We start from the raw sequence: 25,730 nt of genomic DNA, 5'->3' as shown, positions 1-25,730 counted from the left end.
TTGCATGGACATACACGCAAGTGAAGGCTTCGTTACTAGTTGCTTTGCGTAACACCGTGTTCATTATTTTGTTGTGCGCGTTAACCGCAGTTACTTTTGCGTTGCGCACGTGGTCTGAGAGGGTCAACCACGATGTCTGAGTATCACCGCCGGATGGCACGTGACGAAGCGGAAGATATCGCTTCCTTTGAGTCCACTGGGGAAGACACGTTCAACTTTGGTGCGCTGGGCCGCCCGGATGGCGCGCCAGATGCGGCGAGCCAAGCCGCTCGCCCGCTCACCGAACTGCTGGTGCAGTTCCGCGCCGGTTCCAGCGCGGCCGATCAGGCCCTCGCGGTGAGCAATGCCGGCGGCGCCAGTGCCAGCGTGATCCGCAGCGCCGCCGATGGTGATCTGTTGCTGGTGTCGGTGGGCCCGGGCAATTCCGCCGAAGCCGTCATGAACGCACTGTCGCGCAATCCCAATGTGGCCTTTGCCGAAGCCAATTCGGCCATATCCGTGCAGGGCAGCAACGACACGCGCTACGCCAGCGGCGGCCTGTGGGGGATGTATGGGGACACCACCTCCCCGGTCAACCAGTTCGGCAGCCAGGCCGGCGAAGCCTGGGCGCGCGGCTTCACCGGTTCCACCAAGACAGTGATCGGCGTGATCGACACCGGTATCGATTATACGCACAGCGATCTTTACCTGAACATCTGGCTGAACCCGGGCGAAATTCCGGCTAATTTGGGCCTGATCGATACCGACGCCGACAGCCTCATTACCTTCCGCGACCTCAACAACAGCGCCAATGCCCACGCGGTGCGCGATGTGAACGCCAATGGCCGCATCGATGCAGGCGATCTGTTGAACGACACGCGCTGGGAAAATGGCGTCGACAATGATGGCAATGGCCGCATCGACGATCTGATTGGCTGGGATTTCGTCAACAACGACAATGATCCCATGGATGGCAATGGCCACGGCACCCACGTTGCCGGCACCATCGGTGCCATCGGCAACAACAGCAGTGGTGTGGCCGGGGTGAACTGGGCCGTGCAGATGGTTGCGCTGAAATTCCTGCCTGATTCGGGTTCCGGCAGCAGCAGCGCTGCCATCAGCGCCATCGACTATTTCACCAATGCTGCCCGCGCCCATGATGGCGGCCCCGGCAATTATGTGGGCACCAACAACAGCTGGGGCGGCGGCGGCGCGTCCACCGCCATGCTCGATGCCGTCGTGCGCGGGGCCAGGCAGGATCTGCTGTTCGTGGCCGCAGCCGGCAACGGCGGTTCCGACGGGGTTGGCGACAACAACGACAGCGTGGGCTATTTCCCCACCAATTATTCCACGCTGGCATCCACCGGCTGGGAAGCTGTCGTGGCGGTGGCCAACATCACGTCCGCTGGGACCCGTGCCAATTCGTCAAACTTCGGCAAGACGATGGTCGATATCGGCGCGCCGGGTTCGTCGATCGTTTCAACAACGCCTGGCGGCAACTATGCTGCCTATACCGGCACATCGATGGCAGCACCGCACGTGATGGGGGCGCTCGGCCTGCTCAGCGCTTACAATCAGGGCCTGACTGGCGCGCAATTGCGCACGGCTCTGCTCAATAGCGCCGAAGCAACGACATCGCTCACCAATATCACCGTCACCAATGGTCGGCTCGACATCAACGACATGATCAGCTTGGGAATGGGCGCAACACCAACACCAACGCCTTCCCCGACACCCACACCGACGCCGACGCCGACGCCGACGCCGACAAGCAGCGTCATCTACGGTAGCGAAGGCTCGGACAAGGCGATCATCGGCACATCGGGCGACGACATTATCTCCGGCGTGCCCACCAGCAGCACCAAATTGGGCAGCTTCACCTCCGACATACTGACCGGTGGTCTCGGGAACGACACCTTCGTGCTCGGCGATGGGCGCGGTGTTTTCTACAACGACGGTCGTGCCACCAATGCCGGTGCCGGCGATTATGCCCGCATCACCGACTTCACCTCCGGAGATCGTGTTCAGCTGCAGTCCGGCACCTATTTCCTCAACGCGGGAACGGTGGGCGGCCTCACTGGCACGCGGATCTGGTGGGACAGCAACCTCAACGGCAAGCTGGATACGTTCGACGAGTTGATTGCGTTGGTTCAGGGTTCCAAGATTATCACTGCGGCTGACTTCGTTTTCGTCAATCCTGGCACGTCTGCTGTCGGCGAAATCGATCCTGCCCAGTCCGGCAGCGGCGGCAACGATGTTGATCTGCTTGGCCCGACAGACTTCGGCGACATCTTCGCGACAGCAGGCAACCGCATGTTTGGCGAAATGGGCGGGAACCACGGCGCGATGGCCGATATGCAACACATGAACGTCATGATCGCCTGACAGGAAAAAGTTACGGCGCACGCGCTGCAAGCAGATAACGGTTCACGGCGCGCGCGCCGTGCGGGGCGGGGTCGGCCAGGGAAACCTGGCCGGCCTTAGCCGTTTCTGGAGCCGTTTCCGAAGCCGCCTCCTCTCGCTTCTGGCAATGGCGGCGGCGCGGACGGCTGGCCATGATTGCCTGTCAAACAGCCGGGAACCGATCATGAGTTATCCACTGCCCAACGCCTCGCACGATCTTTCCGGCCAGACCGCCATCGTCACTGGCGCTTCATCCGGACTGGGAGCGCGATTTGCCCGCGTGCTGGCGGCGGCCGGAGCCAGCGTCGCCCTGTGCGCCCGCCGCACCGACAAACTGGATACGCTGGTGACTGAAATCAGTGCCGCCGGCGGCACGGCCCGCGCCTTCCAGATCGATGTCGCCGATCAGGCCCAGTGCCTCGCTCTGGCCGCAACGGTGGAGGCTGCCATGGGGCCGGTTTCGATCCTGATCAACAATGCCGGCATTCCTGATGCCGCTCGCGCCCACAAACTGCCCCTTGAACTCTACAATCAGGTGATGGCGGTGAACGTCAATGCGCCGTGGCTGCTGTCCACCAGCCTTGCCGCCCGCCGCATCGCCGATGGCGCACCCTTGCGTATCGTCAACATCGCATCAATGGCGGCATTTGAATATCAGGGCCACGGCGCTGCGCTGTACAGCATGACCAAGGCCGCCGTGGTGCGAATGACCGAGGTGCTGGCGGTGGAATGGGCGCGCTATCCGATCAACGTCAACGCCATTGCGCCGGGCGCCTTTGCCAGCGAGATGATGGACGGCATGCTGGCCCGCATGGGTGATTTCACGCAAAGCCTGCGCCGCAAGCGGCTGGGCGATCCGGCGATGATGGACAGTACCCTGCTTTACCTGGTGGCGCCGGCCGGTGAAGCAGTAACCGGCACGGTGATCAAGATCGACGACGGCCAGTCCAACCGCTGAGGTGCCCGCCATGAACTATGAAACCATCACCATCGAACAACGTGGGCCAACCGACTGGCTGACGCTGAATCGGCCCGACGCGCTGAACAGTATCAACAACCAGATGGTGGCTGATCTCACGGACTATTTCGGCCGATTGTTCCATGCCCGCAACACCCGCATCGTGGTGTTGCGCGGTGCCGGCCGCGCCTATTGCGCCGGATTGGACATCAAGGCGCAATCGGGAGGGGCGCAAGGCACGCAGGAAGCCCCCTTCGCTGGTGGCTTGGGCTTTCAGGGCTGGCTGGCGGATGTATATGTCAAGATGCGGCGCTGCCCGCAGCCGATCATCAGCTTGGTCCACGGCGCGGCGTGCGGCGGCGGCTTTGCGTTTGCACTGGCCAGCGACATTCGCATCGCCGGCGACAGCGCGCGCATGAATGCCGCCTTCATCAAGCTCGGTCTGTCGAGCTGCGACATGGGCACATCCTATTTCCTGCCTCGTCTGGTGGGCGCTAGCCTGGCCGCCGAACTGATGATGACCGGGCGTTTCATCCACGCCCCGAGGGCGCTTGCCGCCGGGTTGGTGAGCCAGGTGGTGCCCGATGCCGAGCTGGAGGCCGCCGGGGAAGCCTTGGTGGCCGAAATGCTCGCCACTTCGCCGATCGGGCTGCGGATGACCAAGGAAGGTCTGGGCTTTTCCATAGACGCACCCAGCCTTGAGGCTGCCATCGCCATGGAAAACCGCAACCAGCTGATGTGCGCGGCCAGTGATGACTTCAAGGAAGGTCTGGCGGCGTTCATGGAAAAGCGGCCGCCGAACTATGGCGCCGTTTGAGGCGTTGCTTAAGCGTAGGTGACGTGGTCAACTCTGCGGGCCGGGGGCAAGCACGGCGAACCGCGCGGCACGTTGGCCAAAGACAAGGACAAGCCGCCGATGACCAAGCTGCCCGCCCGCACCGCCACGGCCTTGTTTGCCGCATTGTTGCTGGGTGTCGGCACGGCCGCCGTGATCGCGGCCGAGCAAGAGAAGGTGGCGCTGCCGGCTTGGCTGGCCGAAAAAACCGCCAGCCTGCCTGCCGCCAAACGGGATTTCCTGCTTTCGGACGCTGCGCAAGGCATGGCGGCACGGCCCGAACTGCTGTGGAAGCGCCTGGACGGCAAAACTGCGGCCCAGATCGAAGCCTATATCGACGGCATGATGGCGGTGATCGAGTCCAAGAAGTACAAGCCGGGTATCGACCTGGCGTTCATCCCGCTCGACACCAACGACGAGGATTTCAACGAGTGGAAGACGCTGCGCCCGCAGGCCTGGAACCCGGCGCGTGAACCGGGGCCGATCAACGTCAGCCGCTATATCACTGGCCGCAACAACGGCATCAAAACCTTTGCCGGCGCCCCGCTGGCGTTCACGCCGGAAGATCTGATTGCCGGCAAGGTGGATGTGGCAATCGTTGGCGCACCGCTTGATATGGGGTCGGGCTTTCGCGGTGCCAAGGATGGTCCGGCCTATATGCGGATGACCGGCGGCGGCGGCGGCAACGACATGTACACCATGGTCAATCCATCGGCGGAATTGAACATCGTCGATTACGGCGACATCGCGGTGGACAATATGTCGACCGAACGCACAATGGGCCATGTGCGCGAGATGGTGGCGCAGATCGCCCGCACCGGCGCCATCCCGTTCATCGTGGGCGGCGATCACAGCCTGGAATACAGCGACATCGCCGGCCTTGCCGATGTACACGGCAAGGGCAGTTTCGGCGTCGTCCATTTCGACAGCCATTATGATGCCGGCAAGGGCGGCGAACATTTCATCACTCACGGCGCGCCGGTGTACCGAGCCGTAAAAGAAGGCCATGTACTGGGCAAGAATTACATCCAGGTCGGCCTGCGCGGTGGGTGGCCGGGGCCGGAAGGCTTTGAATGGATGCGTGCAAACGGCGTGCGCTATCATGCCATGCCGGAAGTGGAAAAATCCGGCTGGCCCGCCGTGATGGAACGCGCCCTGAAGGAGGCGCGCGAGGGCGGCAAGAAACTTTACATCAGCTTCGATGTCGACGTGCTCGATCCGGCCTTCATCGGCGGCACCGGCACTCCGGTGCCCGGCGGGCTGACGATGCGTGAAGCGCTGCCGATCGTGCGCCGCCTGTGCGCCGAAAACGAGATCATCGGTTTTGAAATCGTCGAGGTCGCGCCGCGGCTCGACAACAGCTATCGCACGCCGCTGAACGCCAATTACATCATGCATGCATGCCTTACCGGCGTTGCCATGTACAAGAAGGGGATCAAGCAGATCGGCTATCTGGCGGAGGAAACCACCGAGCACGGGGCCGATGATCCCATGGTGAAGAAGGCGCTGAAGCCCGAAAAGCCGGTGGCCGACATCACCCGCGCGCCGCCGGAGCCGAAGGAACGGCGCTGATTGCCCGCCATGACCGCTGAGTCTGTCAGTCGCCGCCCCCTGCCCGGATGGCTGCGCGATCCGATCCTGATCTTCATGGCACTGGGTGCGGCCATCTTTGCCGGCTGGTGGCTGCTGCAACCGCGCGCGGACACGATCAGTGTCACCCCGGCGATCCGGCAGGCATTGGCCGACGATCACCGCCAGTTGACCGGCCACGCCCCTTCCCCCACCGAGCGACGCCGCTTGATTGATGACTGGGTAGCCGAGGAAATCCTGTTCCGCGAAGGGCTGGCGCGCGGGCTGCATCTTGCCGATGGGCAAATTCGCGAACGGCTGGTGGAACGCGTGAAACTGATGGCGGGCGGGGTGCCGCCGGAACCGGCCGAGGCCGACCTGATTGATCATTTTGCCCAGTACCATGGCGTGTACCGGCAGGAGCCGCAGATCAGCCTGGAACATGTGTTCTTTGCCGCCGCCCCAGCTGATGCCGCTACTGTGCTGGCCCGGCTACGGGCCGGCGAGACCGTGGCCGGTGAAGATTACTGGATGGGCCGGCGTTTTGACGATTTTGGCGAATCGATGCTGCGCGGCATGTTCGGGCCGGCGTTGCTGGCCGCGAGCCGCACAGCACCGATCGGGCAATGGCAGGGCCCTTATGCCAGCTCGCGCGGTGTGCATTTCATCCGGGTTTCGGCGCGTACACCAGCGCGGCCGCTGCCGTATCTGGCAGCGCGCGAACAGGTGAAGATGGATTGGCAGGCCGCCGCCGCCGCCGCGCCGGTGGCCCGCGAAGTGGCAAAGGCGCGGGCGCGTTACCGGATTGTCGATGCGCCTTAGCCTTCCCGGCCTGTTGCTGCTGCTGGCGTGGCTGCTGCCGGGCGCGACACGGGCCGATGCCATCCATGTTGGCCATTTCAGCCTGTTGCCCGGCAGCGAAGGCCCCCTGAGCCACGAATTGCTCGCCGATTTGCCGGCTGATGTCAGCACCCGTTCGCCGATTACCTTGCCCGGCGGTTGCCGGCCAACCGGCGAAACGCGGCAAACGCTAGCAGGTCGTTCCCGCCTGTCGTTGCGCTTTGCCTGCGCCGGCGTGCTGCCCGCCGCCGCCGTGATCCGCTTGCCGTGGCGGCTGGACGGAGCCAGTTTTCGTCCTCAGGGCGGCGAGCATATCAGCATCCTGCCCGATGATCGCGGCATCAGCCTGCCGGTGGGCGCCAGCTTGGCCGGGCAGCAGCCGTGGACGGCGTTGGCCAGCGATTATCTGTGGCAGGGCATGGTCCACATCCTGACCGGCTGGGATCATCTGGCGTTCGTGCTGTGCCTGTGCTTGCTGGCGCAGGGGCGGCGGCTGTTGCTGCTCGTCACCCTTTTCACGCTAGGCCATTCCATCAGCCTGGCCGGCGGCTTTTACGACTGGATCAGCCTGCCGATGCCGCCGGTGGAAGCCGTGATTGCGCTGTCGATTCTGTTCATGGCGCGCGAGGCTTTGCACGGCGGAGCAGGCCAGTGGCGACGGCAGGCACTTATCACCGGCAACTTCGGGCTGCTGCACGGGCTGGGCTTTGCCTCGGCGCTGGGTGAGATGGGAGTGGCGGCCGATGATCGCCTGCCGGCGCTGCTGTTCTTCAATCTGGGTGTGGAGGCCGGGCAATTGATGTTTGTGGCAACTGTGCTGGCGGTTCTGGCCGCAGCGCAGCGCACGGGCGCGGCGGCGCTGATGCGGACGGGTTCGCTGTATGGCGCCGGGGCCATGGCCGGTTTCTGGTTGCTGGAACGGCTGGCCGGATTTTCGGCCTGATCAGGCGCCGATGCGCGCCAGCAAGCCGATGGGATCGCCCCGTTTCACCTGTTCCCAGCGTTGCAGCGCAGCATCGCTGCAGTAACGGCTTTCGCCAAGATCAGCGCGGTGGCCGCCTTGTGTGGCCGGCACGCCGAGGCGAACTGCGCCGCTGGCCAGCGCCACCACCACCCGCACCGGGCCGGCGCGAGTTTCGATCAGACCGCACACACCTGGTTGGCCTTCACCGTCAAGCCCCGCCAGCGGGGCCAGCAAGGCGGCGTTTGGATGGCCCGCCTTGTGAACCATGGCTTCGGCGCGCTGGGCCGCCAACTGTTCGGGCGGCGTTTCCGGCGCGCAAGCTGCCAGAGACAAAAAAATGAGGATAAAGCGTTTCATGAGGGCCGATTAGCAGAAATGGCCGCCCCCTGCCCCGCCGACACGACGTCGCGGGCAATCACGCCGGCTGGCTGGCCGTTTTCAGCAACATCTCGCCCATCATCTGGTGAACCATCTGGATCGCCTTCAACGGCCGCACCATCACCTTGAAATGCGTGATCTGGCCGTCGGCGTTCCAAGTGATCATGTCGATGCCGTTCACCTTGATGCCGTTGATGACGTTTTCAAATTCGATGATGGCGCTGTCTGGCCCCAGCCATTCGCGGGTGTAGGTAAAGCTCTCCCCGCCCAGGACCTTGTCGGCGCTGGCGAGATATTTGAACACGATGTCCCGCCCGCGCTGCGGCGTGTGCACCACTGGGCTTTCAAACACTGCGTCAGAGTGCAGCATGTCCCACAGGGCCTGATGATCAGGCTGCTTCACATGGGCGTGCCAGCGGGCAAGATTGTCGGCAGCGGTAGGCATGGCGAGGCTCCTCTGGCCGGAGCCTAACGCATTGGGCCGGCCAACCGACCCTCCCGCAAGCGGGAGGGGATCATTCGGCTGCTTCGGGCCGGAACACCGCCGCGCCGGGAAGTTCCTTGATCTGGGCTGAGCCGCGTTTTTCGCGCACCCACTGCATCACGCTTTCGATGCCCAGATAGACAACCGGGGTTATGAAAAGGGTGAGAAACTGGGAAACGACGAGCCCGCCCAGCACGGCAACGCCCAGCGGTTGCCGCAATTCGGCGCCGGAACCGATGCCAAGTGCCAGCGGCGCCGCGCCGGCCATGGCAGCAAAGGTGGTCATCATGATCGGGCGGAAGCGCTTGGCAGCGGCTTCACGGATAGCAAAGGCCGGCGTCCAGCCTTGTGTTCGTTGTCCAGCCAGCGCGAAATCAATCATCATGATAGCGTTTTTCTTCACGATGCCGATCAGCAGCACCACACCGATGATGCCGATCACATCCAGCGGCATGTCGAAAAGCCACAGGAACATCACCGCGCCGATGCCGGCCGCTGGCAGGCCGGACAAAATAGTGATCGGGTGGACAAAGCTTTCATAAAGCACGCCCAGCACGATGTAGATCACGATAATGGCCGCCAGAAACAGGATCGGCATGGATTTGGTGGAAGCTTCGAATTGCTGGGCGTTACCGCCCAGTGCGCCCGACACACCGGCTGGCTGGCCAATTTCGGCGGCGACGCCTTCGATCAGCGGCTTCACCTCGCTCAGCGCCACACCGGGCATCAGATTGAAAGAAAGCGTCACGGCCGGCAGTTGGCTCTGGTGAGAGATGGTGAGCGGGGCTCCGCCAACGGTTATGCGCGACACGGACGACAGCGGCACCAGTGTGCCCGACGCACCGCGCACCGTAAGGCGGCCGATCGCATCGGGATTGGTCTGATCACGCGGATCGATTTCCATGATCACCTGATAGTCTTCGGCATCGGTGAAGATGCGGCTGATCTGCTGATTGCCGTAGGCGGCAAGCAGCACCCGGCGCACGGCCTCCACCGGCACGCCAAGCCGGGCGGCGGCGTCACGGTCGACCTCGACATAGGCTTGGCGGGCACCGCGCTGATAATCGCTGTTCACATCCACCAGCCCGGGAATGCCGCGCATCGCCTGTTCAAGGCGGGGCGCAAAACCGTACAGCTCGTCCTTGTCCACCGCCGAAATTGTATATTGATAATTGGTCGGAGTGGGCCGGCCGCCCAGCTGCAAATTCTGCTGAACGTTGGGGAAAGCGGAATAGCCCGGAATGCCGGCAGTCAACTTGCGCATGCGGGCCAGCACCGTTTCGATGTCGTCGCGTTCATCGCGCGGCTTCAACGGCGCAAATAGCCGGCCGCTGTTCGATCCGCCCAACCCCAATATGGCGTTGACGCGCGCAACGGCGGGATCGTTCTGCACTAGGCGAGCAGCAATGGCATGTTTCTTGGCCATTTCATCAAAGCCCAGATCCGGAGCTCCTTCGGTACCAAAAAAGACGATGCCGGTGTCTTCGGCCGGGAAGAAACCCTTGGGTACGGCCATGAAGCCCCACACCGCCACGGCGACAGACGCAATGGTGAGGCCGCCGACCACCTTGCGGTGCTGCAGTGTCCAATCGACGCCTTTGAGATAACGCGTGGTTAGCCGGGAAAAGGCGGCTGTGGTGATACGGCCGACGCGGCCGGGCTGCTGGTGTCCCGATTTCAACAGCCGCGCCGCCATCATCGGGATCAGTGTAAGCGACAGCACCGCCGACACCGCGATGGAAATCGTCATAGTCACGGCGAATTCGCTGAACAATCTGCCGATGATGCCGCCCATGAACAACAACGGAATGAACACCGCCACCAAGCTGACCGAAATCGACACCACTGTGAAGCTGATTTCGTTGGCGCCGGTCACGGCCGCGCTGCGCGGATCCTCCCCATCTTCGGTGTGACGCACGATGTTTTCCAGCACTACGATAGCATCGTCGACAACAAAGCCAGTGGCCAGTGTGAGCGCCAGCAACGACAGATTGTTGAGCGTGAAGCCAAAGAAATACATACCGGCAAAGGTGCCGATGGCCGCCACCGGCAGCACGATGGCCGGGATGATGGTGGCCCGCGCATCACCCAGCACCAGATAGATGACAAGGATGACGAGGAACGCAGTGCCAACCAGCGTCACCTGCGCATCGAACACGCTTTCGCGCACCGATTCCGACCGATCGAGGATCTCGGTGATGTCCACAGATACCGGCATGGCTTCGCGTACGGTCGGCAGCGCGGCGCGAACAGCATCCACCAGCTTCACGACATTGGCGCCGGGTTGGCGGCTAACGGCAATGGTAAGCGACGGTTCGCCGTTGAAGCGCGCGCCGCCGCGCAGCCGCTCATAACTGCTGATCACGCTGGCCACATCTGCCACGCGCACCGGCAGGCCATTGCGATTGGCGATGATGATATTGGCGAATTCCGATGGCTTCTCAAGCGTGCCCGACGCATCCAGCACATAATTGCGCATGCCGCCGGTGATCGAGCCAACCGCGATATTGCTGTTGGCTGCGGCCACCGCCGAGCGCAGATCATCCACCGTCAGGTTCCGGGCGGCCAGAGCGGCAGCATCAAACTGGATACGCACGGCATAGCGGCGATCGCCATAGGTCTGCACCTGGCCGACACCCGGCAGGGTGGAAACCCGCGGCACCAGCAAATTGTCCACCAGCGTCTGCAAATCGTTCATCGCCCGCGTCTTGTCGCGGACGGACAGGATGATGACCGGGGAATCGGCCGGGTTGATCTTGCGGAAACTGGGCGGACTCGGCATTTCCGGTGGCAGCCGGCGGGAGACGGCCGAAAGCACGGACTGCACGTCCAGCGCGGCTGAATCGATGTCCCGGTCGAGCGCAAACTGCACGGTGATCTGCGTGGAACCGGTGCTGCTGGACGACAGCACCTGTTCGATGCCGGCGACCGTGGAAAGCTGGCGCTCGATCGGGGTTGCCACTGATGCCGCCATGATACCGGGATTTGCACCGGGCAGGCTGGCTTCGATCTGGATCGTGGGCAGCTCGACTTCCGGCAGCGCCGAAACCGCAAGCTGGCGATAACCGAACAGGCCGCCAAAAACCACCGCGAGGGTGAGCAATATGGTGGCGATGGGCCGCTCAACGCAGAGGCGAACGAACCCCATCAGCCGGGGCTCCCGCTCACCGGGCGACCGGGACCATCGGCCATCTGCGGTTTGCGCTGGGCATCGCCGAGCGGTTTCAGGCGCACGCTGTCGCCGTCCTTCAGGCGGGCAAGTGCATCAACCACCACCCGGTCTCCGGGCCGCACGCCGCTGGCCAGATAAACTTTGCCATCGAGGCGCCCGATAACTTCGACGTTGCGCATGACCACCTTGGCACCCGGCTTTGCGCCTTCTGGCGGTTTCGACCCGCCGCTGACCACAGCCCACACGAAGGGCGCATCACGGCCAGTCTGCACCGCGCCTTCCGGCAAAGTGATATATGGGGCCGGTGTGCCGAGCGGGAATGCCACATCCACAATCGCGCCCGGCCACCGCACGTCGCCTTCGTTGCGGAATTCGGCCCGCGCAGCAACGCCGCCGTTGCCCGGATCGACATTATTGTCGAGAAACACCAGCCGGCCGGTCGCCAGCGGGGCATCGCTTTGCCGATCACGCACCACGACTTTGCCGCCGCCGGCAGCCATCACGGCCCGCGCCTGCTGCACATTGGCAGCCGGCACCAGAAAACGCACATGGATGGGGGCGATCTGGTTGATGGTCACCAGTGCCGTTGCATCACCTTGGCGCACATTGGCCCCCTGCCGGAAACCCAATTCGCCGGTGCGACCGGAAATCGGCGCAGTCACGGTGAGGAACGACAATTGCACCTGCGCCGATTGCAGCAAGGCGCGATTGGTTTCGATTTGGCTGCGGGCAGACCAGGCATTGGCCCGCGCCAGATCGCGCGCGGCGGCCGAAACAAAGCCCTTGGCCACCAACGTCTCGGCGCGTTCATAATCCAGCGTCGCGCGGCGTTCGGCGGCAACGGCGCCTTTCAATTCGGCTTGGGCCTGCGCCACGGCAGCCCGGGCCTGGCGCGCATCAATCCGGAACAACAGCTGGCCCGCGCGAACATTGTCACCTTCGCGAAAGGCGATCCCAACGATCTCGCCATCGGCCCGGGGCCGCACTGCCACACTTTGGCTTGGGGTGACTGTGCCCAGTGCCAGCAGGGTGGGCGCGAAATCCTCCAGCGCAGCGGACTGGGCAGTGACGAGTTGCGGCGGACGCTTGTTGGCGCCGCCCTTCGCGCTGTCGCTTTCACCGCTGGAGCAGGCAGCCAAAAACACTGCAAGCGCCAAGGCACCGCCGCGGCGGGAGGAAGGGGAAAACATGGTCATCGTGTTGCAGTCCAACAGCTTACGAGTTGCAGCAGGATTTCCCCCGCCAGAATTCAAACGCGCCTGCGATATGCCGGTTCGCCAAGCACTGCAAACACGTTGTTGACCCACAACATCAGATCAGGCGCGCAGTTTCCAGCCGGATTTGACAACGCGATAACAGACAAACCACAGGCCGGCATTGACCAACGCCAACAGCAGCGCCGATTGCCCCAGTGGGCCATCTGAAGCGCCAATGAACCCGGCACGAAAGCCATCGATCACGTGGAAGAACGGGTTGGCATGGGCGATGTCCGCCACTGCGGGGCCAAGCCGTTCGACAGCATAGAACGTGCCCGACAGCAGCGTAAGCGGCTGAATGACGAAATTGGACGCAGCTGCGGCGTGATCGAACTTGTCAGCCCATATGCCAGTAAGAATGCCAAGCAACGCCAGCAGGATGGCCCCCATGGTGCCGAAATAGACAACGAGCAGTGGATCGCGGATCGGCACGTTCACACCGGGCGCCAGCGCCATCACGGCCCACACCGCCAGCCCAACCAGCCACGCCCGCGTGAGCGCGCCGCCCACCCAGGCCAGCATCAATTCCCCGGCCGAAAGCGGCGGCATCAGCACATCGATGATCGATCCCTGCACCTTGGCCACGAGGATCGATGAGGAGGAGTTGGCAAAACTGTTCTGGATCATGCCCATGACGATCAGGCCGGGGCCGAGGAAATCGGCATAGGGAACGCCGAGGATCAGATTGTCACCCCGGCCCAGCGCTACGGCAAAAATCACCAGAAACATCAGCGTGGTCACCGCCGGGGCCCAAATGGTTTGCAGCTGCACCTTGAAAAAGCGCCGCACCTCTTTCAAATATAGGGTCTTCAATCCCTCGGTGTTGAACCGTGCGATCACCAGCACCCCCGGTTCGGGGTGGCCAAGACCTTCCTTGGCAGCCTGCTTGTTATCGGCGCTCATCATCGGTAGGGGCTTACGGGTGAACATGCCGTCTGCCAAGGGGCTGGCGGCGCGAAGTGAAGGCAAGGACGAAATGGCCTGGACTGACGAACGCATTGCCAAGCTCAAGCAAGGCTGGGAGGGCGGGATGACCGCGACCCAGATTGCCGAGATGCTGGGCGAAGCCGTGACCCGCAACGCCGTGATCGGCAAGGCGCACCGCCTTGGCCTCGAAAGCCGCCCATCGCCGGTGAAGGCCACCGATTCCGCGCCAGCTCCGGCCCGCGCTGCTGCTGTGCCGCCTGCGCCCGCCGCCGCGCCCGCATCGCCGCCGCCTGCTCCCGTTGCCGCCAGTGCGCCGCTGGCTCAGGCCCAAGCCACGGCACCGCGCCCGGTGGCAAAGGCCGCAAAGGGTGCCGGCAAGCAAACCCGCACCACCCTGCTCGAGCTCAACGACAAGGTGTGCAAGTGGCCGCTCGGGCATCCGGATGATGCCGATTTCCATTTCTGCGGTCGCCCGTCAAATGCCGGGTTCCCCTATTGCAACGATCACTGCCTGGTGGCCTATCAGGCGCAGATGCCGCGCAAGGATCGCCCGCGCCATTTGCCGCCTCTTCCCGGCGCGCCGCGTCGTTAAATCGCAAAACGGCAGGCGCACCCTGCCCTTTTGCCCTGTTGCCGGCGGCCACTCACCGCTTTACGTTCGCGTAAAGGGAGAAATACGCCGTGAGTTCCACTGATTTCGACGTGCTGATCGTTGGCGCTGGCCTGTCCGGTATCGGCGCGGCCGTGCACCTGCAGAAAAACTGCCCGGGCGAAACCTATGCCATCCTTGAAGGCCGCGATGCGATCGGCGGCACCTGGGATCTTTTCCGTTATCCCGGCGTCCGGTCCGACAGCGACATGTACACGTTGGGATACCGGTTCAAGCCGTGGAAGGCCGCCAAGGCGATTGCCGATGGCCCGTCGATCCGCAGTTACATCGTCGAAACGGCGCAGGAACACGGCATCAACCAGCATATCCGGTTCGGCCACAAGGTCGCCGCCGCCGCGTGGGACAGCGCCGCCGCGCGCTGGACGGTCACCACCACAATTAAATCCGGCACTGCTGAGGAAGAGGTTGGCACCCTCACCTGCCGGTTCCTGTATATGTGCAGCGGCTATTACAGCTATTCCCAAGGCCACCGCCCGACATGGACGGGGGAGGCTGACTTTAAAGGCCAGATCATCCACCCGCAATTCTGGCCGGAAAATCTGGATTACGCCGGCAAACGGGTTGTCGTCATCGGTTCGGGCGCCACCGCGGTCACGCTGGTGCCGGCGATGGCCAATACCGCCGCCAGCGTGACCATGTTGCAACGCAGTCCAACCTGGATGGTCTCGCGGCCGTCGTCCGACGCCATCGCCAATGTAATCAAGTCAGTGCTGCCGGCGCAGATGGCATACGACATCGTGCGCTGGAAAAATGTCACCATGGGCCAGTGGTTTTACAAGCAAACCCGCAACAACCCCGGCAAGGTGCGCGAGGCGCTGCTCGGCCGGCTCGCCAAGTTGCTGCCCGCCGATTACGACCTCGAAACCCACTTCACCCCCGGCTACAACCCGTGGGACCAGCGCCTGTGCCTGGTGCCCGACGCCGATCTGTTCACCGCGATCAAGGCCGGCAAGGCCGATATCGTCACCGATCAGATCGAGCGTTTTGAAGCCGGCGGCATCCGCCTGAAATCCGGCGCCCTGCTGGAGGCGGACATCGTCGTAACCGCCACCGGCCTGAAACTCGAAGCGCTCGGCGGCATGACCGTCACCGTGGACGGCGAAACCCGCCGCACCGCCGATGCCCTGGCCTACAAGGGCCTGATGTTCTCCGGCATCCCCAACCTTGCCCAAAGCTTTGGTTATATCAACGCCAGCTGGACCCTGCGATCAGATCTGATCGCAGATTATGTCTGCCGGCTGCTCAATCACATGCGGCGGACGGGCGCCGATATCGCCACCCCCACCCCCGCCGCCGACGTGACCCCCGAACGCCTGGCGATGGATTTGCAATCCGGCTATGTCCAACGCGGCGCCGACGCTCTCCCCCGCTCCGGCAACCGCGCGCCGTGGCTGGTGACGGCGGATTACAAATACGACCGCCGCGAACTGCTGGAAGGCCCGGTGACGGACGAGATGCGGTTTGCGAAGGCGGCCGGCGCCGCAGATCGGGTGCTGGAAGCGGCGGAATAACGCTTCCCCACACCAAAACCCGGTTTGGCCAGTTTTGACGTTTCGTATCGAACGGGGCTTTTTCTGCCCCCTCCCCACACCCTGGCTTTCACGGGTGCAAGCTCGCATTGTCGCAGGCTTTGCCCGTGTAGGACAGATCAGCCGCGCCGCGCCGCCAAGCGGCCATCACCCTATGTGCCGGCGGCGCTGTTCTTGCCCAACCGGCGCCGGTGCCAGCGGTACAGCGCCGGGGCAAACACATGGTCGTACGCCGCGCTGGCAATGTGCCTGATCCCCGGCAACCCCACGATCCGCGCCAGCAAGCGATAGCGCGGCATCTGCGACCACAGCACCACAAACGCCGGCACGCCGGAGACGATCTCACCATCCCGCCGCACATACAGTCTGCGCGCGGCCGTATCGGCATCCAGCCCCCACCGGCCCAGCGCATCCGTGTTCAGATCATCGAACTGGATCGGCAGGCCAGCCTCGCCCACATAGCGCGCATAATGCCCGATTTCGGCGCTGCACACCGGGCAATGGGAATTATAAAGAACCGATGTTTCGGGATCGTTGGCCATGCGCCCCAGATAGAGCCCGCCAGAAACGGCGCCATACCCCACCTCGCCGCAGGGCGGCAGCCGTCGCAAGGGGGCCTCCGGCGGGCAGGGCTGAGCCCCTGCACCCACTTTCGTTTTCGCTCGCCCCTTCGCCAAAATCCACCCCGTCATGCTGGCGCAGGCCAGCATCCACCGCGCCGCTGGAACTATCCGGCGGTGCCCCGGTGCCTTATCCACGATGGATGCTGGCCTTCGCCAGCATGACAGCGGTGGGATGCAACGACCGCCCCACCACCCGTCACCCCGAACTTGTTCCGGGGTCCCGCTGCCTCACGCCCTACAGCGGCGTGCCTTGCGTGTTGGCGCGAGTTTGAACCGGCGCCGCCTTGAACATGGCGGGGTTAACATTTGGAATAACCGGTCGTTTGCCCGTAAAATGTTCGCTTTGCGGCATTGCCAGGCTTTCCAATTTGATGCACATTGTCTTAAGGATTAGTAACACAGGAGGGATAGTCGTGAAGTCAGTATTGGCGTTTGCGGTTTTTGCATCGGTGCTTGCTGTTCCAGCGGCGGCCATCACCATCAATGGCGACACAACGGGCGGTGCAACCTGGCAACGCACGGTGGGCGGCGCGCCCCCGACAGGGCTGTCGAGTGTTGGTACGGCTGTGCGGTTTGAAACCACGCAATTCACCGTGTCGGCTGCGGGCAGCTACAGCTTCCTCGCCACCGCCGGTTATGACAACTATCTGCATCTGTATCAGGGGGCGTTCAACCCGGCAGCCCAATTCAATGGCGTCTTGATCGCCAATGACGACTTTCCGAACATTGGACAATCGGGTTTCAGCTTCAACCTGTTGACGGGCACATCCTATTTCGCCGTTGCTTCGGGTTTTGCAAACTCGGATTTCGGTGCCTATGTGCTTGACATCAGGGGCACCGGCGATGTGCTGGTGGGCGGCGTGGTTCCGGAGCCGGCAAGCTGGGCGATGCTGATCGCGGGCTTTGGTCTTGTCGGTGCTGTCAAGCGTCGCCAACGGATGACGGTCGTTACCGCCTGACAGGCATTTACTGGATATGATTGTGAAAAGGCCCGGCGGCGACGCCGGGCCTTTTTATTGGGACGCTGCCGCGCAGGTTGATTTGCGCGCCGCGCGAAAGGCAAAACAGCGGGACCCCGGATCAAGTCCGGGGTGACGGGTGCTTTATGGGACAGGGCGGCCTGAAAACGAAAGTGGGTGCAGGGGCTCAGCCCCTGCCCGCCGGAGGCTCTCTCAACTCCCCCTCAAATCCGTTCCTTCACATACGCGCCTGGCGCGTCTTCGATGGCTTTGTACGCCCCCTTCCCCGGCACGCGCGGCTTCACCTGTTTGCCGGAGCGCGGGGTGAGCCAGGTGAGCCAGTCGGGCCACCAGCTGCCTTTGGTTTCGGTGGCGGTGGCGACGAAGTCTTCAAGGGTGGCGGCGGTGGAGTCGCCGGTCCAGTGTTGGTATTTGTTGGCTGATGGTGGGTTGACGACGCCAGCGATGTGGCCGCTGCCGGCGAGGACGAAGCGGGTTTCGCCGCTGAAGGCCTTGGTGAGTTTGAAGGCGCTGCGGGCGGGGGCGATATGGTCATCCTTGCCGCCCTGGATGTAGGCGGGGGTTTTGACCGTGGACAGATCGATGGGCACGCCCGAGATGGTCATCCCGCCCGGCTTGGCCAGCAGGTTATCGCGGTACATTTCCTGGATATATTGCCGGTGCCAGCGCGCGGGCACGTTGGTGGCGTCGCTGTTCCAATACAGCAGATCGAAGGGGAAATAATCCTTGCCGAGCATGTAGTTGTTGACGACATAATTCCAGATCAGGTCGTTTGAACGCAGCAGGTTGAACGTGCTGGCCATGAAGCGGCCATCAAGCACGGGCTTGTCGGCAATCATCTGCTCCATGGTGGCGATGCTGGGATCGTCGACGAAGAATTTCAATTCACCGGCATCGCTGAAATCCACTTGTGCCGTGAAAAACGTGGCGCTGGCAACCTGGGCGGCTTCACCGCGGCTTTCGAGCACGGCCAGCGCGGCAGACAATGTGGTGCCCGCCACGCAATAGCCGATGGTGTGAACGGGGGGGGCGATGGCGCTGCTGCTGCCGCAGATTTCGCGCACGACGGTGATCGCGGCCAGCATGCCTTCATTAACATAGGTATCGACCGTGGCATCGGCGATGCTTTCATCGGCGTTTTTCCAGCTGACCACGAACACGGTGATGCCCTGTTCGACCGCCCAGCGGATGAAGCTTTTTTCGGCCGTGAGATCGAGGATATAGAATTTGTTGATCCACGGCGGGAAGATCACCAGCGGCACGTCGAACACGGTTTGGGTGGTGGGGGCGTATTGAATAAGTTGGAACAGGCGGTTTTGAAACACCACCTTGCCCGGCGTGATGGCGACGTTGCGGCCGACTTCGAACGCGTTTTCGTCGGTCATTTTCATGCGGCCGGCCTGGAGATCGCCGAGCAGATGTTCGAGGCCCTTGAGCAGATTGGCACCGCCGCTGTCCACCGTGGCTTTCAGCACTTCGGGGTTGGTGAGGGCGAAATTGGACGGGCTCATCGCATCGACATATTGTTGGATCAGGAATTGCGCCTGGGCCTTTTCGGCGGGCTCCAGCCCATCAAGGCCGTGCGCGGCTTCCATGATGTGGGCCGAGGCGAGCAGATAGGATTGGCGCATGAAATCGAAGGCCGGGGTTTCGGCCCAGGCGGCACCGGCAAAGCGTTTGTCTTTTACCGCCGGCTTTTCAGCGGCGGGGGTGAGGAAGCGCTGCCACAGCGCCATCGCATCCTGCATGTATTTCTGCTGCTGTTCGACCAGGCGCGCCGGATCGGCCATCATCGCGGTGATGGCTTTTTGCCAGGTGGTCATGAAACCCAGCGGATCGGGCATCATCGGCGTGGCGGCGTGTTCCCTGGACCAGAATTCCATCATCATCTGTTGGCCCTTGCCCATCAGATCGGTGACTTTCTGGAAATTTTCCTGGGCCTGCACCTGAAGGGCTTGGGCGTCGGGCAGTTCGGGCAGTGCGGGCATGGCGGAATTCTCCTGATGGAGCACTGTGCCTGCTCAGGCAGGGCTTTGCCAAGCCCTGCGGCGGCGGCGGCTTTTCTTTTGCGGGGCCGCCCATTAAGGCAGCAGCATCAAGCCACTGGAACCCCGCCATGCAGGACGATTTTTACCGTATCAAACGCTTGCCGCCCTATGTGATCGCGGAGGTGAACGCCATGCGCGCAGCGGCCCGCGCGCGCGGGGACGACATCATCGATCTGGGCATGGGCAATCCCGATCTGCCGCCGCCGCCGCACGTGATCGCCAAACTGGCTGAAGTGGCCGCCAAGCCGGATGCGCATGGATACAGCGCATCCAAGGGCATTGCCGGCCTGCGCCGCGCCCAGGCCGCCTATTACGACCGGCGGTTTGGCGTGCAGCTTGATCCCGAAAGCGAAGTGGTGGTGACGCTGGGTTCCAAGGAAGGCCTGGCCAATCTGGCGCAGGCGATCACCGCGCCGGGCGATGTGGTGCTGGCGCCCAACCCGTCGTACCCGATCCACACATTTGGTTTCATCATTGCCGGCGCCACCATCCGCAGCGTGCCGACGACGCCGGACGAAGCCTATTTCGAAGCGCTGGAACGCGCCGTGCGGTTCACCGTGCCGCGCCCCAGCGTGCTGGTGATGGGATACCCGAGCAACCCCACCGCCGAAGTGGCCGATCTGGCATTTTACGAGCGCGTCGTGGCGTTTGCGAAGAAGCACAAGATCTGGGTGCTTTCAGATCTGGCTTATTCCGAGATTTATTTCGATGGGCAGCCGACGCCGTCGATTTTGCAGGTGCCGGGCGCGATGGACGTGGCGATCGAGTTTACCTCGATGAGCAAGACGTACAGCATGGCCGGGTGGCGCATCGGTTTTGCAGTGGGCAACAAAACGCTGATTTCGGCGCTGACGCGGGTGAAGAGCTATCTGGATTATGGTGCGTTCACGCCGATCCAGGCCGCGGCGGTGGCGGCGCTGAATGGGCCGCAGGATATCGTGGCGCAGAACCGCGAATTGTATCAGCGCCGCCGCGATGTGCTGGTCGAAAGCTTTGGCCGCGCCGGCTGGGATATCCCGCCGCCGCGTGCCAGCATGTTCGCCTGGGCGCCGTTGCCGCCAGCGTTGGCGCATCTGGGCAGCCTGGAATTTTCCAAGCAATTGCTCACCGAAGCCGGCGTCGCGGTGGCTCCGGGCGTTGGGTATGGCGAGGACGGCGAAGGCTTTGTGCGGATCGCGCTGGTGGAAAACGAACAGCGCCTGCGTCAGGCGGCGCGCAACGTGCGCAAATATCTGCAATCGATGGGGGTGAACACACCCTCGGCAAAGGCGTTCTGAACCATGGTGACGCCGCTGCGGATCGGGCTGGCCGGGCTGGGCAATGTGGGCGGCGGAGTCGTGAAGATTCTGGCGCAAAACGCTGATCTGGTGACAAAACGTGCCGGGCGGCCGATCGTGGTCACCGCCGTATCCGCTCGGGATCGCAGCCGGGATCGCGGGGTGTCGCTGGATGGCATCGCGTGGGTGGACGATGCGGCCGAACTGGCGGCGCGCGATGATGTCGATGTCGTGGTCGAACTGATCGGCGGCAGCGACGGCCCGGCGCTGACGTTGGCGCGGCGCACGCTGGGCGCGGGTAAGCCGCTGGTGACGGCGAACAAGGCGATGCTGGCCCATCATGGCCTCGAACTCGCGCAGGCTGCCGAAACGGCCGGCCTGCCGCTCAAATATGAAGCGGCGGTGGCCGGCGGCATTCCGGTGATCAAGGGGCTTGCCGAGGGGGCAGCCGCCAACCGCATCACCCGCGTGTATGGCGTGATGAACGGCACCTGCAATTACATCCTGTCGCGCATGGAAGCCGAAGGGCTGGATTTTGCCGACGTGCTGGCGGACGCGCAGGCGCTGGGCTTTGCCGAAGCGGACCCGAGTTTCGATATCGACGGCATTGATACCGCGCACAAATTGTCGATCCTCGCGGCGCTGGCATTCGGCGCCCGCATCGATTTTGCCGGCGTCGCCGCGCACGGCATCCGTTCCATCGAAAGCGCCGATATCGCGCAGGCCGCCGCGCTGGGTTTCCGCATCAAGCTGGTTGGTCTGGCCGAGGCCGGTGAGGACGGGCTGTTCCAGCGCGTCCACCCCGCGCTGGTGCCGATCGATCACCCGATTGCCACCACCATGGGCAGTTTGAACGCCGTGGTGGTGGAAGGCGATTTCGTTGGCCGGCTGTTTTTCCAGGGCCGCGGTGCCGGCGAAGGGCCGACCGCCAGCGCTGTGGTTGCCGATCTGGTGGATATCGCGCGCGGCGATGTTCGCCCCCCCTTCGTGATGCCGGTGGGCGCGCTGGCCGCCCTGCCCCGCGCCCCGGCGGCAGACCGGCGCGGGCGCTATTATCTGCGTCTGTCCGTGGCAGACCGGGCCGGCGTGCTGGCGGAATTGACCGCGGCGCTGCGCGATTGCGGCGTGTCCATCGAAAGCCTGGTGCAGCGCGGCACGTCGGCGGGCGGTGATGCCATGGTTGTGATGGTCACCCACGAAGCCCGCGAAGACGATGTGCTGGACAGTCTGGCACTCATGGGTGCCTCGCCTTCGGTGAGCGGGCAACCGGTGATGATGCACATCCTCGATTTTTGACGCCTTTGCGCCTTTGGCTTGCCGGGCGTAAACCGGGACCAAGCTTTGATTCGACGTTGGGATATTCAAAAATGACGGCTCCAAGTCATGTTCTTGATCGTGTGCTCGTGCTGGAAATGGTGCGGGTTACAGAATATGCCGCCATCGCGGCGTCGAAACTGATCGGCCGCGGCGATGAAAAGGCCGCCGACGCTGCCGCTGTGGAAGCGATGCGCGGCGCGCTTAACCAGCTTGATTTCGATGGCACTGTGGTGATCGGCGAAGGCGAGCGCGACGAAGCCCCAATGCTGTATATCGGTGAAAAAGTGGGCAAAGCGATTGGCACCGGCCCGCGCATCGATATCGCGCTCGATCCGCTGGAAGGCACCACCATCACCGCCAAGGCCGGCCCCAATGCGCTCGCCGTGCTGGCCATCGCCGAAGAGGGCGGGCTGCTCAATGCGCCCGATGTGTACATGGACAAGATCGCGGTGGGCCCCGGCTATCCGGAAGGCATCATCGATCTGGCCAAATCAGCCACAGCCAATGTGCACGCCGTCGCCGCCGCCAAGGGTGTGTTGCCGGCCGATCTCATGGTCTGCGTGCTCGACCGGCCGCGCCACGAATCGCTGATCGCGGAGCTGCGGTCCTTGGGCTGCGGCATCATGCTGATCCCCGATGGTGACGTGGCCGGCGTGATCGCCACCACCAATCCCGATACCGGCATCGATCTGTACATGGGTTCGGGCGGCGCCCCCGAAGGCGTGCTGGCCGCCGCCGCACTGCGCTGCGTGGGCGGGCAGATGCAGGGCCGCCTGCTGTTCCGCAACGACGATGAACGCGGCCGCGCGCGGCGTTGGGGCATCACCGATCTCGACCGGATCTATGGCCTTACCGACATGGCCAAAGGCGATTGCATCTTTGCCGCCACCGGCGTCACCGATGGTTCGATGCTCAAGGGCGTCAAGCGCCGCAAGGATGGCATTGTCACCACCCAGAGCGTGGTGATGCGCGCGTCCACCGGCACTGTGCGCTGGGTGAGCGGGGAGCATCACGCGGCCCGGCACCCATAAGCTGATCCATAAGCTGATCCCAAAGCCTTGCCTCAATCCCCGCCGGCCCGCATGAATGGCCGCATGGATCAACGCGCAGTTTTTGGCATCAATCACTCCCTGACCGGGCAGCGTTGGGGGTGGCGCGGCGGGCTGGCGCCGGGGGACGGGCTTACCGGCCGCGGCGACGATGAACTGCTGCACCACATCTTCCGCGCACGCGGCGGCGATGCTGCCGATTTCGGCCGGCTCAAAACCCCAACCCTGCGCGAGTGGCTCCCCGATCCGTCGATCTTTGCCGACATGGAGCGCGCGGCGCAACGCATTGCCGATGCCGTGAAGGCCGGCGAGCATATCGTGGTTTATGGCGATTACGATGTGGACGGGGCGACATCGGCGGCCGTCATGATCCGCACGTTGCGCGCTGTGGGCGGCAAGGCGGGCCATTACATCCCCGATCGCCTGCTTGAGGGCTACGGCCCATCGGCCGGGGCGCTGGTGGCGCTGAAACAGGCTGGCGCCGATTTGGTGATCACCGTCGATTGCGGCACCCAGGGTTTCGAGGCACTTGAAGCCGCCAAGGCCGCCGGGCTGGACGTGATCGTGGTTGATCACCACAAGGCCGGCACAGCCCTGCCCCCGGCCATTGCGCTGGTAAACCCCAACCGGCTCGACGAAGCGCCTGATGCAGCCGCTCACGGCCATCTGGCGGCAGTGGGTGTCGCCTTTCTGTTGTGCGTTGCGCTCAACCGCTTGCTGCGCGCACGCGGCCATTTCGCCCACCGCGATGAACCCAATTTGATGGAACTGATCGATCTGGTCGCGCTGGGCACCGTCGCCGATGTCGCGGCGCTGCGCGGGCTCAACCGGGCGTTTGTCACGCAGGGTCTGAAGGTGATGGGCCGCCGCGCCAATATCGGCATTGCCGCACTGTGCGATGCCGCCCGCCTGAGCCGCGCGCCGCAGTCACGCGATCTCGGCTTTGCGCTTGGCCCGCGCGTGAACGCCGGCGGGCGCGTGGGCCAGGCCGATTTGGGCGTGCGGCTGCTCACCACCCATGATGCTGCCGAGGCCGCACAGATCGCCGCCGAGCTTGACCGGCTCAACCAGGATCGCCGCACCATCGAACAGGGCGTCACCGAGGCCGCGCTGAGCACTGCTGTGTTGTCGCCGGGGTGCTGCATCGTTTCCGGCGCCGGCTGGCACCCAGGCGTGATCGGCATCGTCGCCAGCCGCCTGAAGGAAAAGATGGGCCGCCCGGCGATCGTGATCGCGATTGGCGAGGATGGCATCGCCAAGGGTTCCGGCCGCAGCATCACCGGGGTGGATCTGGGCGCGGCGGTGCTGGCGGCCAAGGATCTTGGCCTGCTGATTGCCGGCGGCGGCCATGCCATGGCAGCTGGGCTCACCGTGGCCGTCGACGGCATCGCGGCACTGTCGGATTTTCTGAACGAACGGCTGGCCGACGCAGTTACCGAAGCCACTGCCGACCGCGCACTGTCCATCGACACGGCCGTGGCCCCGCGCGGGCTGAACGCGGATTTGGTCGATGTGCTGGAAACGGGCGGCCCTTATGGCCAAGGCTGGTCAGCCCCGCGCATTGCGGCCGGTCCGTTCCAGGTTGTCGATACCCGCATCGTTGGCGAAAATCACTTGCGGTTGCAGCTGGCGGGCGCCGACGGCGGGCGCATCAAGGCCATGGCCTGGCGGCAAGGCGACAGCGAATTTGGCGCTGCGCTGCAAGGCGCCAGGGGCCGCCCGCTGCACATCGCCGGCCGCGTGAAGCGCGACGATTGGACCGGCGGCAACGCGGTTGAACTGGAACTTGATGACGCGGCCTTTGCCAACTGAGCCAAGTTATCCACGTGAAATCGGTTATGGGGGTTGACGCCGCCTCACTTGGCCAATAACACGCGCCTCTCGCTGCCGGCCCCTTCGTCTAGCGGTTAGGACGTCGCCCTTTCACGGCGAAAGCACGGGTTCGATTCCCGTAGGGGTCACCATCTCAAACGGCAGGCGCAACGCCTGCCGTTTTGCGTTTCGAGGCAGCGGCAATGCCCCGCAGTGGCGCTGGCTGGCCAGCCAAGGCATTGCCCGTCCATGCTCCCAACTCGGCCCCGAACTGTTCCTTCTTCCCGCCTCGCGCGTCTGGCGGGCTTTGGTCGGCTGGCTGGCGGCATTGCCGGCAATGTGCTGAGCGGCGGCGCGCGCGAAGTGCTGAAGGGGCAGCGGCCCGATCTGCCCAGCCTGCTTCTCAACCCCGCCAACGCCAAGCGCTTTGCCGATGAATTGGCACGCCTGCGCGGGGCGGCGATGAAGCTGGGACAATTGATTTCGATGGACGGCGGCGAGGTGCTGCCGCGCGAACTGTCCGACATCCTGGCGCGCCTCCGGTCAGAAGCCGATCCGATGCCGCCAAAGCAGCTTGAACAGGCGCTGGGGGCTGGCTGGGGGCCGGGTTGGCAGGCGATGTTCCAGCGGTTCGACATGCAGCCGATCGCGGCCGCTTCC

At 63.8% G+C, this 25,730-nt stretch carries 21 protein-coding genes and 1 tRNA gene; 15 read left to right on the top strand and 7 right to left on the bottom strand.

Annotated features, from left to right (window positions below; genetic code table 11):
• Positions 1-132: 132 nt before the first annotated feature.
• The 6 genes from ACESL8_RS10720 to ACESL8_RS10695 all read left to right on the top strand — a co-directional run bounded on the left by ACESL8_RS10720 (position 133) and on the right by ACESL8_RS10695 (position 7,527).
• Positions 133-2,364: a S8 family serine peptidase gene (locus ACESL8_RS10720; protein WP_372918654.1), complete on the top strand. Its 2,232-nt coding sequence runs from the start codon at positions 133-135 to the stop codon at positions 2,362-2,364.
• Positions 2,365-2,566: 202 nt separating this feature from the next.
• Positions 2,567-3,340 (top strand): SDR family NAD(P)-dependent oxidoreductase, encoded by a 774-nt coding sequence (locus tag ACESL8_RS10715; protein WP_372918652.1) that lies wholly within the window; start codon positions 2,567-2,569, stop codon positions 3,338-3,340.
• Between the two features lie 10 nt (positions 3,341-3,350).
• On the top strand, positions 3,351-4,157 hold the full coding sequence (locus tag ACESL8_RS10710) for an enoyl-CoA hydratase/isomerase family protein (protein ID WP_372918650.1): 807 nt from the start codon (positions 3,351-3,353) through the stop codon (positions 4,155-4,157).
• An 18-nt stretch (positions 4,158-4,175) separates the two neighbouring features.
• Positions 4,176-5,747: an agmatinase family protein gene (locus ACESL8_RS10705; RefSeq protein ID WP_372918648.1), complete on the top strand. Its 1,572-nt coding sequence runs from the start codon at positions 4,176-4,178 to the stop codon at positions 5,745-5,747.
• Between the two features lie 9 nt (positions 5,748-5,756).
• On the top strand, positions 5,757-6,566 hold the full coding sequence (locus ACESL8_RS10700; protein WP_372918646.1) for a peptidyl-prolyl cis-trans isomerase: 810 nt from the start codon (positions 5,757-5,759) through the stop codon (positions 6,564-6,566).
• Positions 6,556-7,527: a HupE/UreJ family protein gene (locus ACESL8_RS10695; RefSeq protein ID WP_372918644.1), complete on the top strand. Its 972-nt coding sequence runs from the start codon at positions 6,556-6,558 to the stop codon at positions 7,525-7,527. The genes ACESL8_RS10700 and ACESL8_RS10695 overlap by 11 nt, the downstream gene beginning before the upstream one ends.
• Here the strand turns inward: ACESL8_RS10695 and ACESL8_RS10690 are convergent, their stop codons facing one another.
• The 5 genes from ACESL8_RS10690 to ACESL8_RS10670 form a co-directional block, all read right to left on the bottom strand.
• The gene (locus ACESL8_RS10690; RefSeq protein ID WP_372918642.1) at positions 7,528-7,905 is read right to left on the bottom strand and encodes a hypothetical protein; all 378 of its coding nucleotides are present in this window, start codon (positions 7,903-7,905) and stop codon (positions 7,528-7,530) included.
• A gap of 58 nt (positions 7,906-7,963) precedes the next feature.
• Positions 7,964-8,371, bottom strand: a complete 408-nt coding sequence (locus ACESL8_RS10685; protein ID WP_372918640.1) for a nuclear transport factor 2 family protein — start codon at positions 8,369-8,371, stop codon at positions 7,964-7,966.
• A gap of 70 nt (positions 8,372-8,441) precedes the next feature.
• Positions 8,442-11,558 (bottom strand): efflux RND transporter permease subunit, encoded by a 3,117-nt coding sequence (locus tag ACESL8_RS10680; protein WP_372918638.1) that lies wholly within the window; start codon positions 11,556-11,558, stop codon positions 8,442-8,444.
• Positions 11,558-12,778, bottom strand: a complete 1,221-nt coding sequence (locus ACESL8_RS10675; RefSeq protein ID WP_372918636.1) for an efflux RND transporter periplasmic adaptor subunit — start codon at positions 12,776-12,778, stop codon at positions 11,558-11,560. Before ACESL8_RS10675 ends, ACESL8_RS10680 begins: the two co-directional genes overlap by 1 nt.
• Before the next feature lie 120 nt (positions 12,779-12,898).
• Positions 12,899-13,744: an ABC transporter permease gene (locus ACESL8_RS10670; RefSeq protein WP_372918634.1), complete on the bottom strand. Its 846-nt coding sequence runs from the start codon at positions 13,742-13,744 to the stop codon at positions 12,899-12,901.
• A 70-nt stretch (positions 13,745-13,814) separates the two neighbouring features.
• Here ACESL8_RS10670 and ACESL8_RS10665 point away from each other — a divergent pair, with 70 nt between their 5' ends.
• A complete protein-coding gene (locus ACESL8_RS10665) occupies positions 13,815-14,357 on the top strand; it encodes a GcrA family cell cycle regulator (RefSeq protein WP_372918656.1) in 543 nt (180 codons plus the stop codon).
• 89 nt (positions 14,358-14,446) lie between these two features.
• Positions 14,447-15,946: a flavin-containing monooxygenase gene (locus ACESL8_RS10660; protein ID WP_372918632.1), complete on the top strand. Its 1,500-nt coding sequence runs from the start codon at positions 14,447-14,449 to the stop codon at positions 15,944-15,946.
• A 170-nt stretch (positions 15,947-16,116) separates the two neighbouring features.
• On the opposite strand, the gene ACESL8_RS10655 is transcribed toward ACESL8_RS10660, so the two are convergent.
• On the bottom strand, positions 16,117-16,506 hold the full coding sequence (locus ACESL8_RS10655) for a thiol-disulfide oxidoreductase DCC family protein (protein ID WP_372918630.1): 390 nt from the start codon (positions 16,504-16,506) through the stop codon (positions 16,117-16,119).
• Positions 16,507-16,955: 449 nt separating this feature from the next.
• Between ACESL8_RS10655 and ACESL8_RS10650 the strand changes: the two genes are divergently transcribed.
• On the top strand, positions 16,956-17,546 hold the full coding sequence (locus tag ACESL8_RS10650) for a PEPxxWA-CTERM sorting domain-containing protein (protein WP_372918628.1): 591 nt from the start codon (positions 16,956-16,958) through the stop codon (positions 17,544-17,546).
• A 224-nt stretch (positions 17,547-17,770) separates the two neighbouring features.
• On the opposite strand, the gene ACESL8_RS10645 is transcribed toward ACESL8_RS10650, so the two are convergent.
• Entirely contained in the window at positions 17,771-19,555 is a 1,785-nt protein-coding gene (locus ACESL8_RS10645) for a PHA/PHB synthase family protein (RefSeq protein WP_372918626.1), read from the bottom strand.
• A gap of 128 nt (positions 19,556-19,683) precedes the next feature.
• Here ACESL8_RS10645 and ACESL8_RS10640 point away from each other — a divergent pair, with 128 nt between their 5' ends.
• From ACESL8_RS10640 to ACESL8_RS10615, 6 genes are all read left to right on the top strand, one after another.
• Positions 19,684-20,892, top strand: coding sequence for an LL-diaminopimelate aminotransferase (locus ACESL8_RS10640; protein ID WP_372918624.1), 1,209 nt, complete (start codon positions 19,684-19,686; stop codon positions 20,890-20,892).
• A gap of 3 nt (positions 20,893-20,895) precedes the next feature.
• On the top strand, positions 20,896-22,188 hold the full coding sequence (locus tag ACESL8_RS10635) for a homoserine dehydrogenase (protein WP_372918622.1): 1,293 nt from the start codon (positions 20,896-20,898) through the stop codon (positions 22,186-22,188).
• Positions 22,189-22,259: 71 nt separating this feature from the next.
• Positions 22,260-23,240 carry a class II fructose-bisphosphatase gene (glpX, locus tag ACESL8_RS10630; RefSeq protein WP_372918620.1) on the top strand — a complete coding sequence of 327 codons (981 nt, stop codon included), beginning with the start codon at positions 22,260-22,262 and terminating at the stop codon, positions 23,238-23,240.
• 63 nt (positions 23,241-23,303) lie between these two features.
• Entirely contained in the window at positions 23,304-25,070 is a 1,767-nt protein-coding gene (gene recJ, locus ACESL8_RS10625) for a single-stranded-DNA-specific exonuclease RecJ (RefSeq protein ID WP_372918618.1), read from the top strand.
• Positions 25,071-25,147: 77 nt separating this feature from the next.
• Positions 25,148-25,222: transfer RNA gene (locus tag ACESL8_RS10620), tRNA-Glu, on the top strand.
• 97 nt (positions 25,223-25,319) lie between these two features.
• The coding region (locus tag ACESL8_RS10615) for an AarF/UbiB family protein (RefSeq protein WP_372918616.1) at positions 25,320-25,730 on the top strand (411 nt) is incomplete at its 3' end.

It is taken from the genome of Sandarakinorhabdus sp. (assembly GCF_041689835.1).
Classification (GTDB): Bacteria; Pseudomonadota; Alphaproteobacteria; order Sphingomonadales; family Sphingomonadaceae; genus Sandarakinorhabdus.
This window is presented reverse-complemented; position numbering and strand designations above follow the sequence as displayed.

What these genes read in the sequence shown, in the direction of transcription:
- ACESL8_RS10685 (WP_372918640.1), bottom strand. Translation starts at nt 8,371, where the DNA reads ATGCCTACCGCTGCCGACAATCTTGCCCGCTGGCACGCCCATGTGAAG.
- ACESL8_RS10640 (WP_372918624.1), top strand. Translation starts at nt 19,684, where the DNA reads ATGCAGGACGATTTTTACCGTATCAAACGCTTGCCGCCCTATGTGATC.
- ACESL8_RS10635 (WP_372918622.1), top strand. Translation starts at nt 20,896, where the DNA reads ATGGTGACGCCGCTGCGGATCGGGCTGGCCGGGCTGGGCAATGTGGGC.
- ACESL8_RS10655 (WP_372918630.1), bottom strand. Translation starts at nt 16,506, where the DNA reads ATGGCCAACGATCCCGAAACATCGGTTCTTTATAATTCCCATTGCCCG.
- ACESL8_RS10670 (WP_372918634.1), bottom strand. Translation starts at nt 13,744, where the DNA reads ATGATGAGCGCCGATAACAAGCAGGCTGCCAAGGAAGGTCTTGGCCAC.
- ACESL8_RS10695 (WP_372918644.1), top strand. Translation starts at nt 6,556, where the DNA reads ATGCGCCTTAGCCTTCCCGGCCTGTTGCTGCTGCTGGCGTGGCTGCTG.
- ACESL8_RS10675 (WP_372918636.1), bottom strand. Translation starts at nt 12,778, where the DNA reads ATGACCATGTTTTCCCCTTCCTCCCGCCGCGGCGGTGCCTTGGCGCTT.
- glpX (WP_372918620.1), top strand. Translation starts at nt 22,260, where the DNA reads ATGACGGCTCCAAGTCATGTTCTTGATCGTGTGCTCGTGCTGGAAATG.
- recJ (WP_372918618.1), top strand. Translation starts at nt 23,304, where the DNA reads ATGGATCAACGCGCAGTTTTTGGCATCAATCACTCCCTGACCGGGCAG.
- ACESL8_RS10720 (WP_372918654.1), top strand. Translation starts at nt 133, where the DNA reads ATGTCTGAGTATCACCGCCGGATGGCACGTGACGAAGCGGAAGATATC.
- ACESL8_RS10710 (WP_372918650.1), top strand. Translation starts at nt 3,351, where the DNA reads ATGAACTATGAAACCATCACCATCGAACAACGTGGGCCAACCGACTGG.
- ACESL8_RS10680 (WP_372918638.1), bottom strand. Translation starts at nt 11,558, where the DNA reads ATGGGGTTCGTTCGCCTCTGCGTTGAGCGGCCCATCGCCACCATATTG.
- ACESL8_RS10690 (WP_372918642.1), bottom strand. Translation starts at nt 7,905, where the DNA reads ATGAAACGCTTTATCCTCATTTTTTTGTCTCTGGCAGCTTGCGCGCCG.
- ACESL8_RS10715 (WP_372918652.1), top strand. Translation starts at nt 2,567, where the DNA reads ATGAGTTATCCACTGCCCAACGCCTCGCACGATCTTTCCGGCCAGACC.
- ACESL8_RS10645 (WP_372918626.1), bottom strand. Translation starts at nt 19,555, where the DNA reads ATGCCCGCACTGCCCGAACTGCCCGACGCCCAAGCCCTTCAGGTGCAG.
- ACESL8_RS10700 (WP_372918646.1), top strand. Translation starts at nt 5,757, where the DNA reads ATGACCGCTGAGTCTGTCAGTCGCCGCCCCCTGCCCGGATGGCTGCGC.
- ACESL8_RS10665 (WP_372918656.1), top strand. Translation starts at nt 13,815, where the DNA reads ATGGCCTGGACTGACGAACGCATTGCCAAGCTCAAGCAAGGCTGGGAG.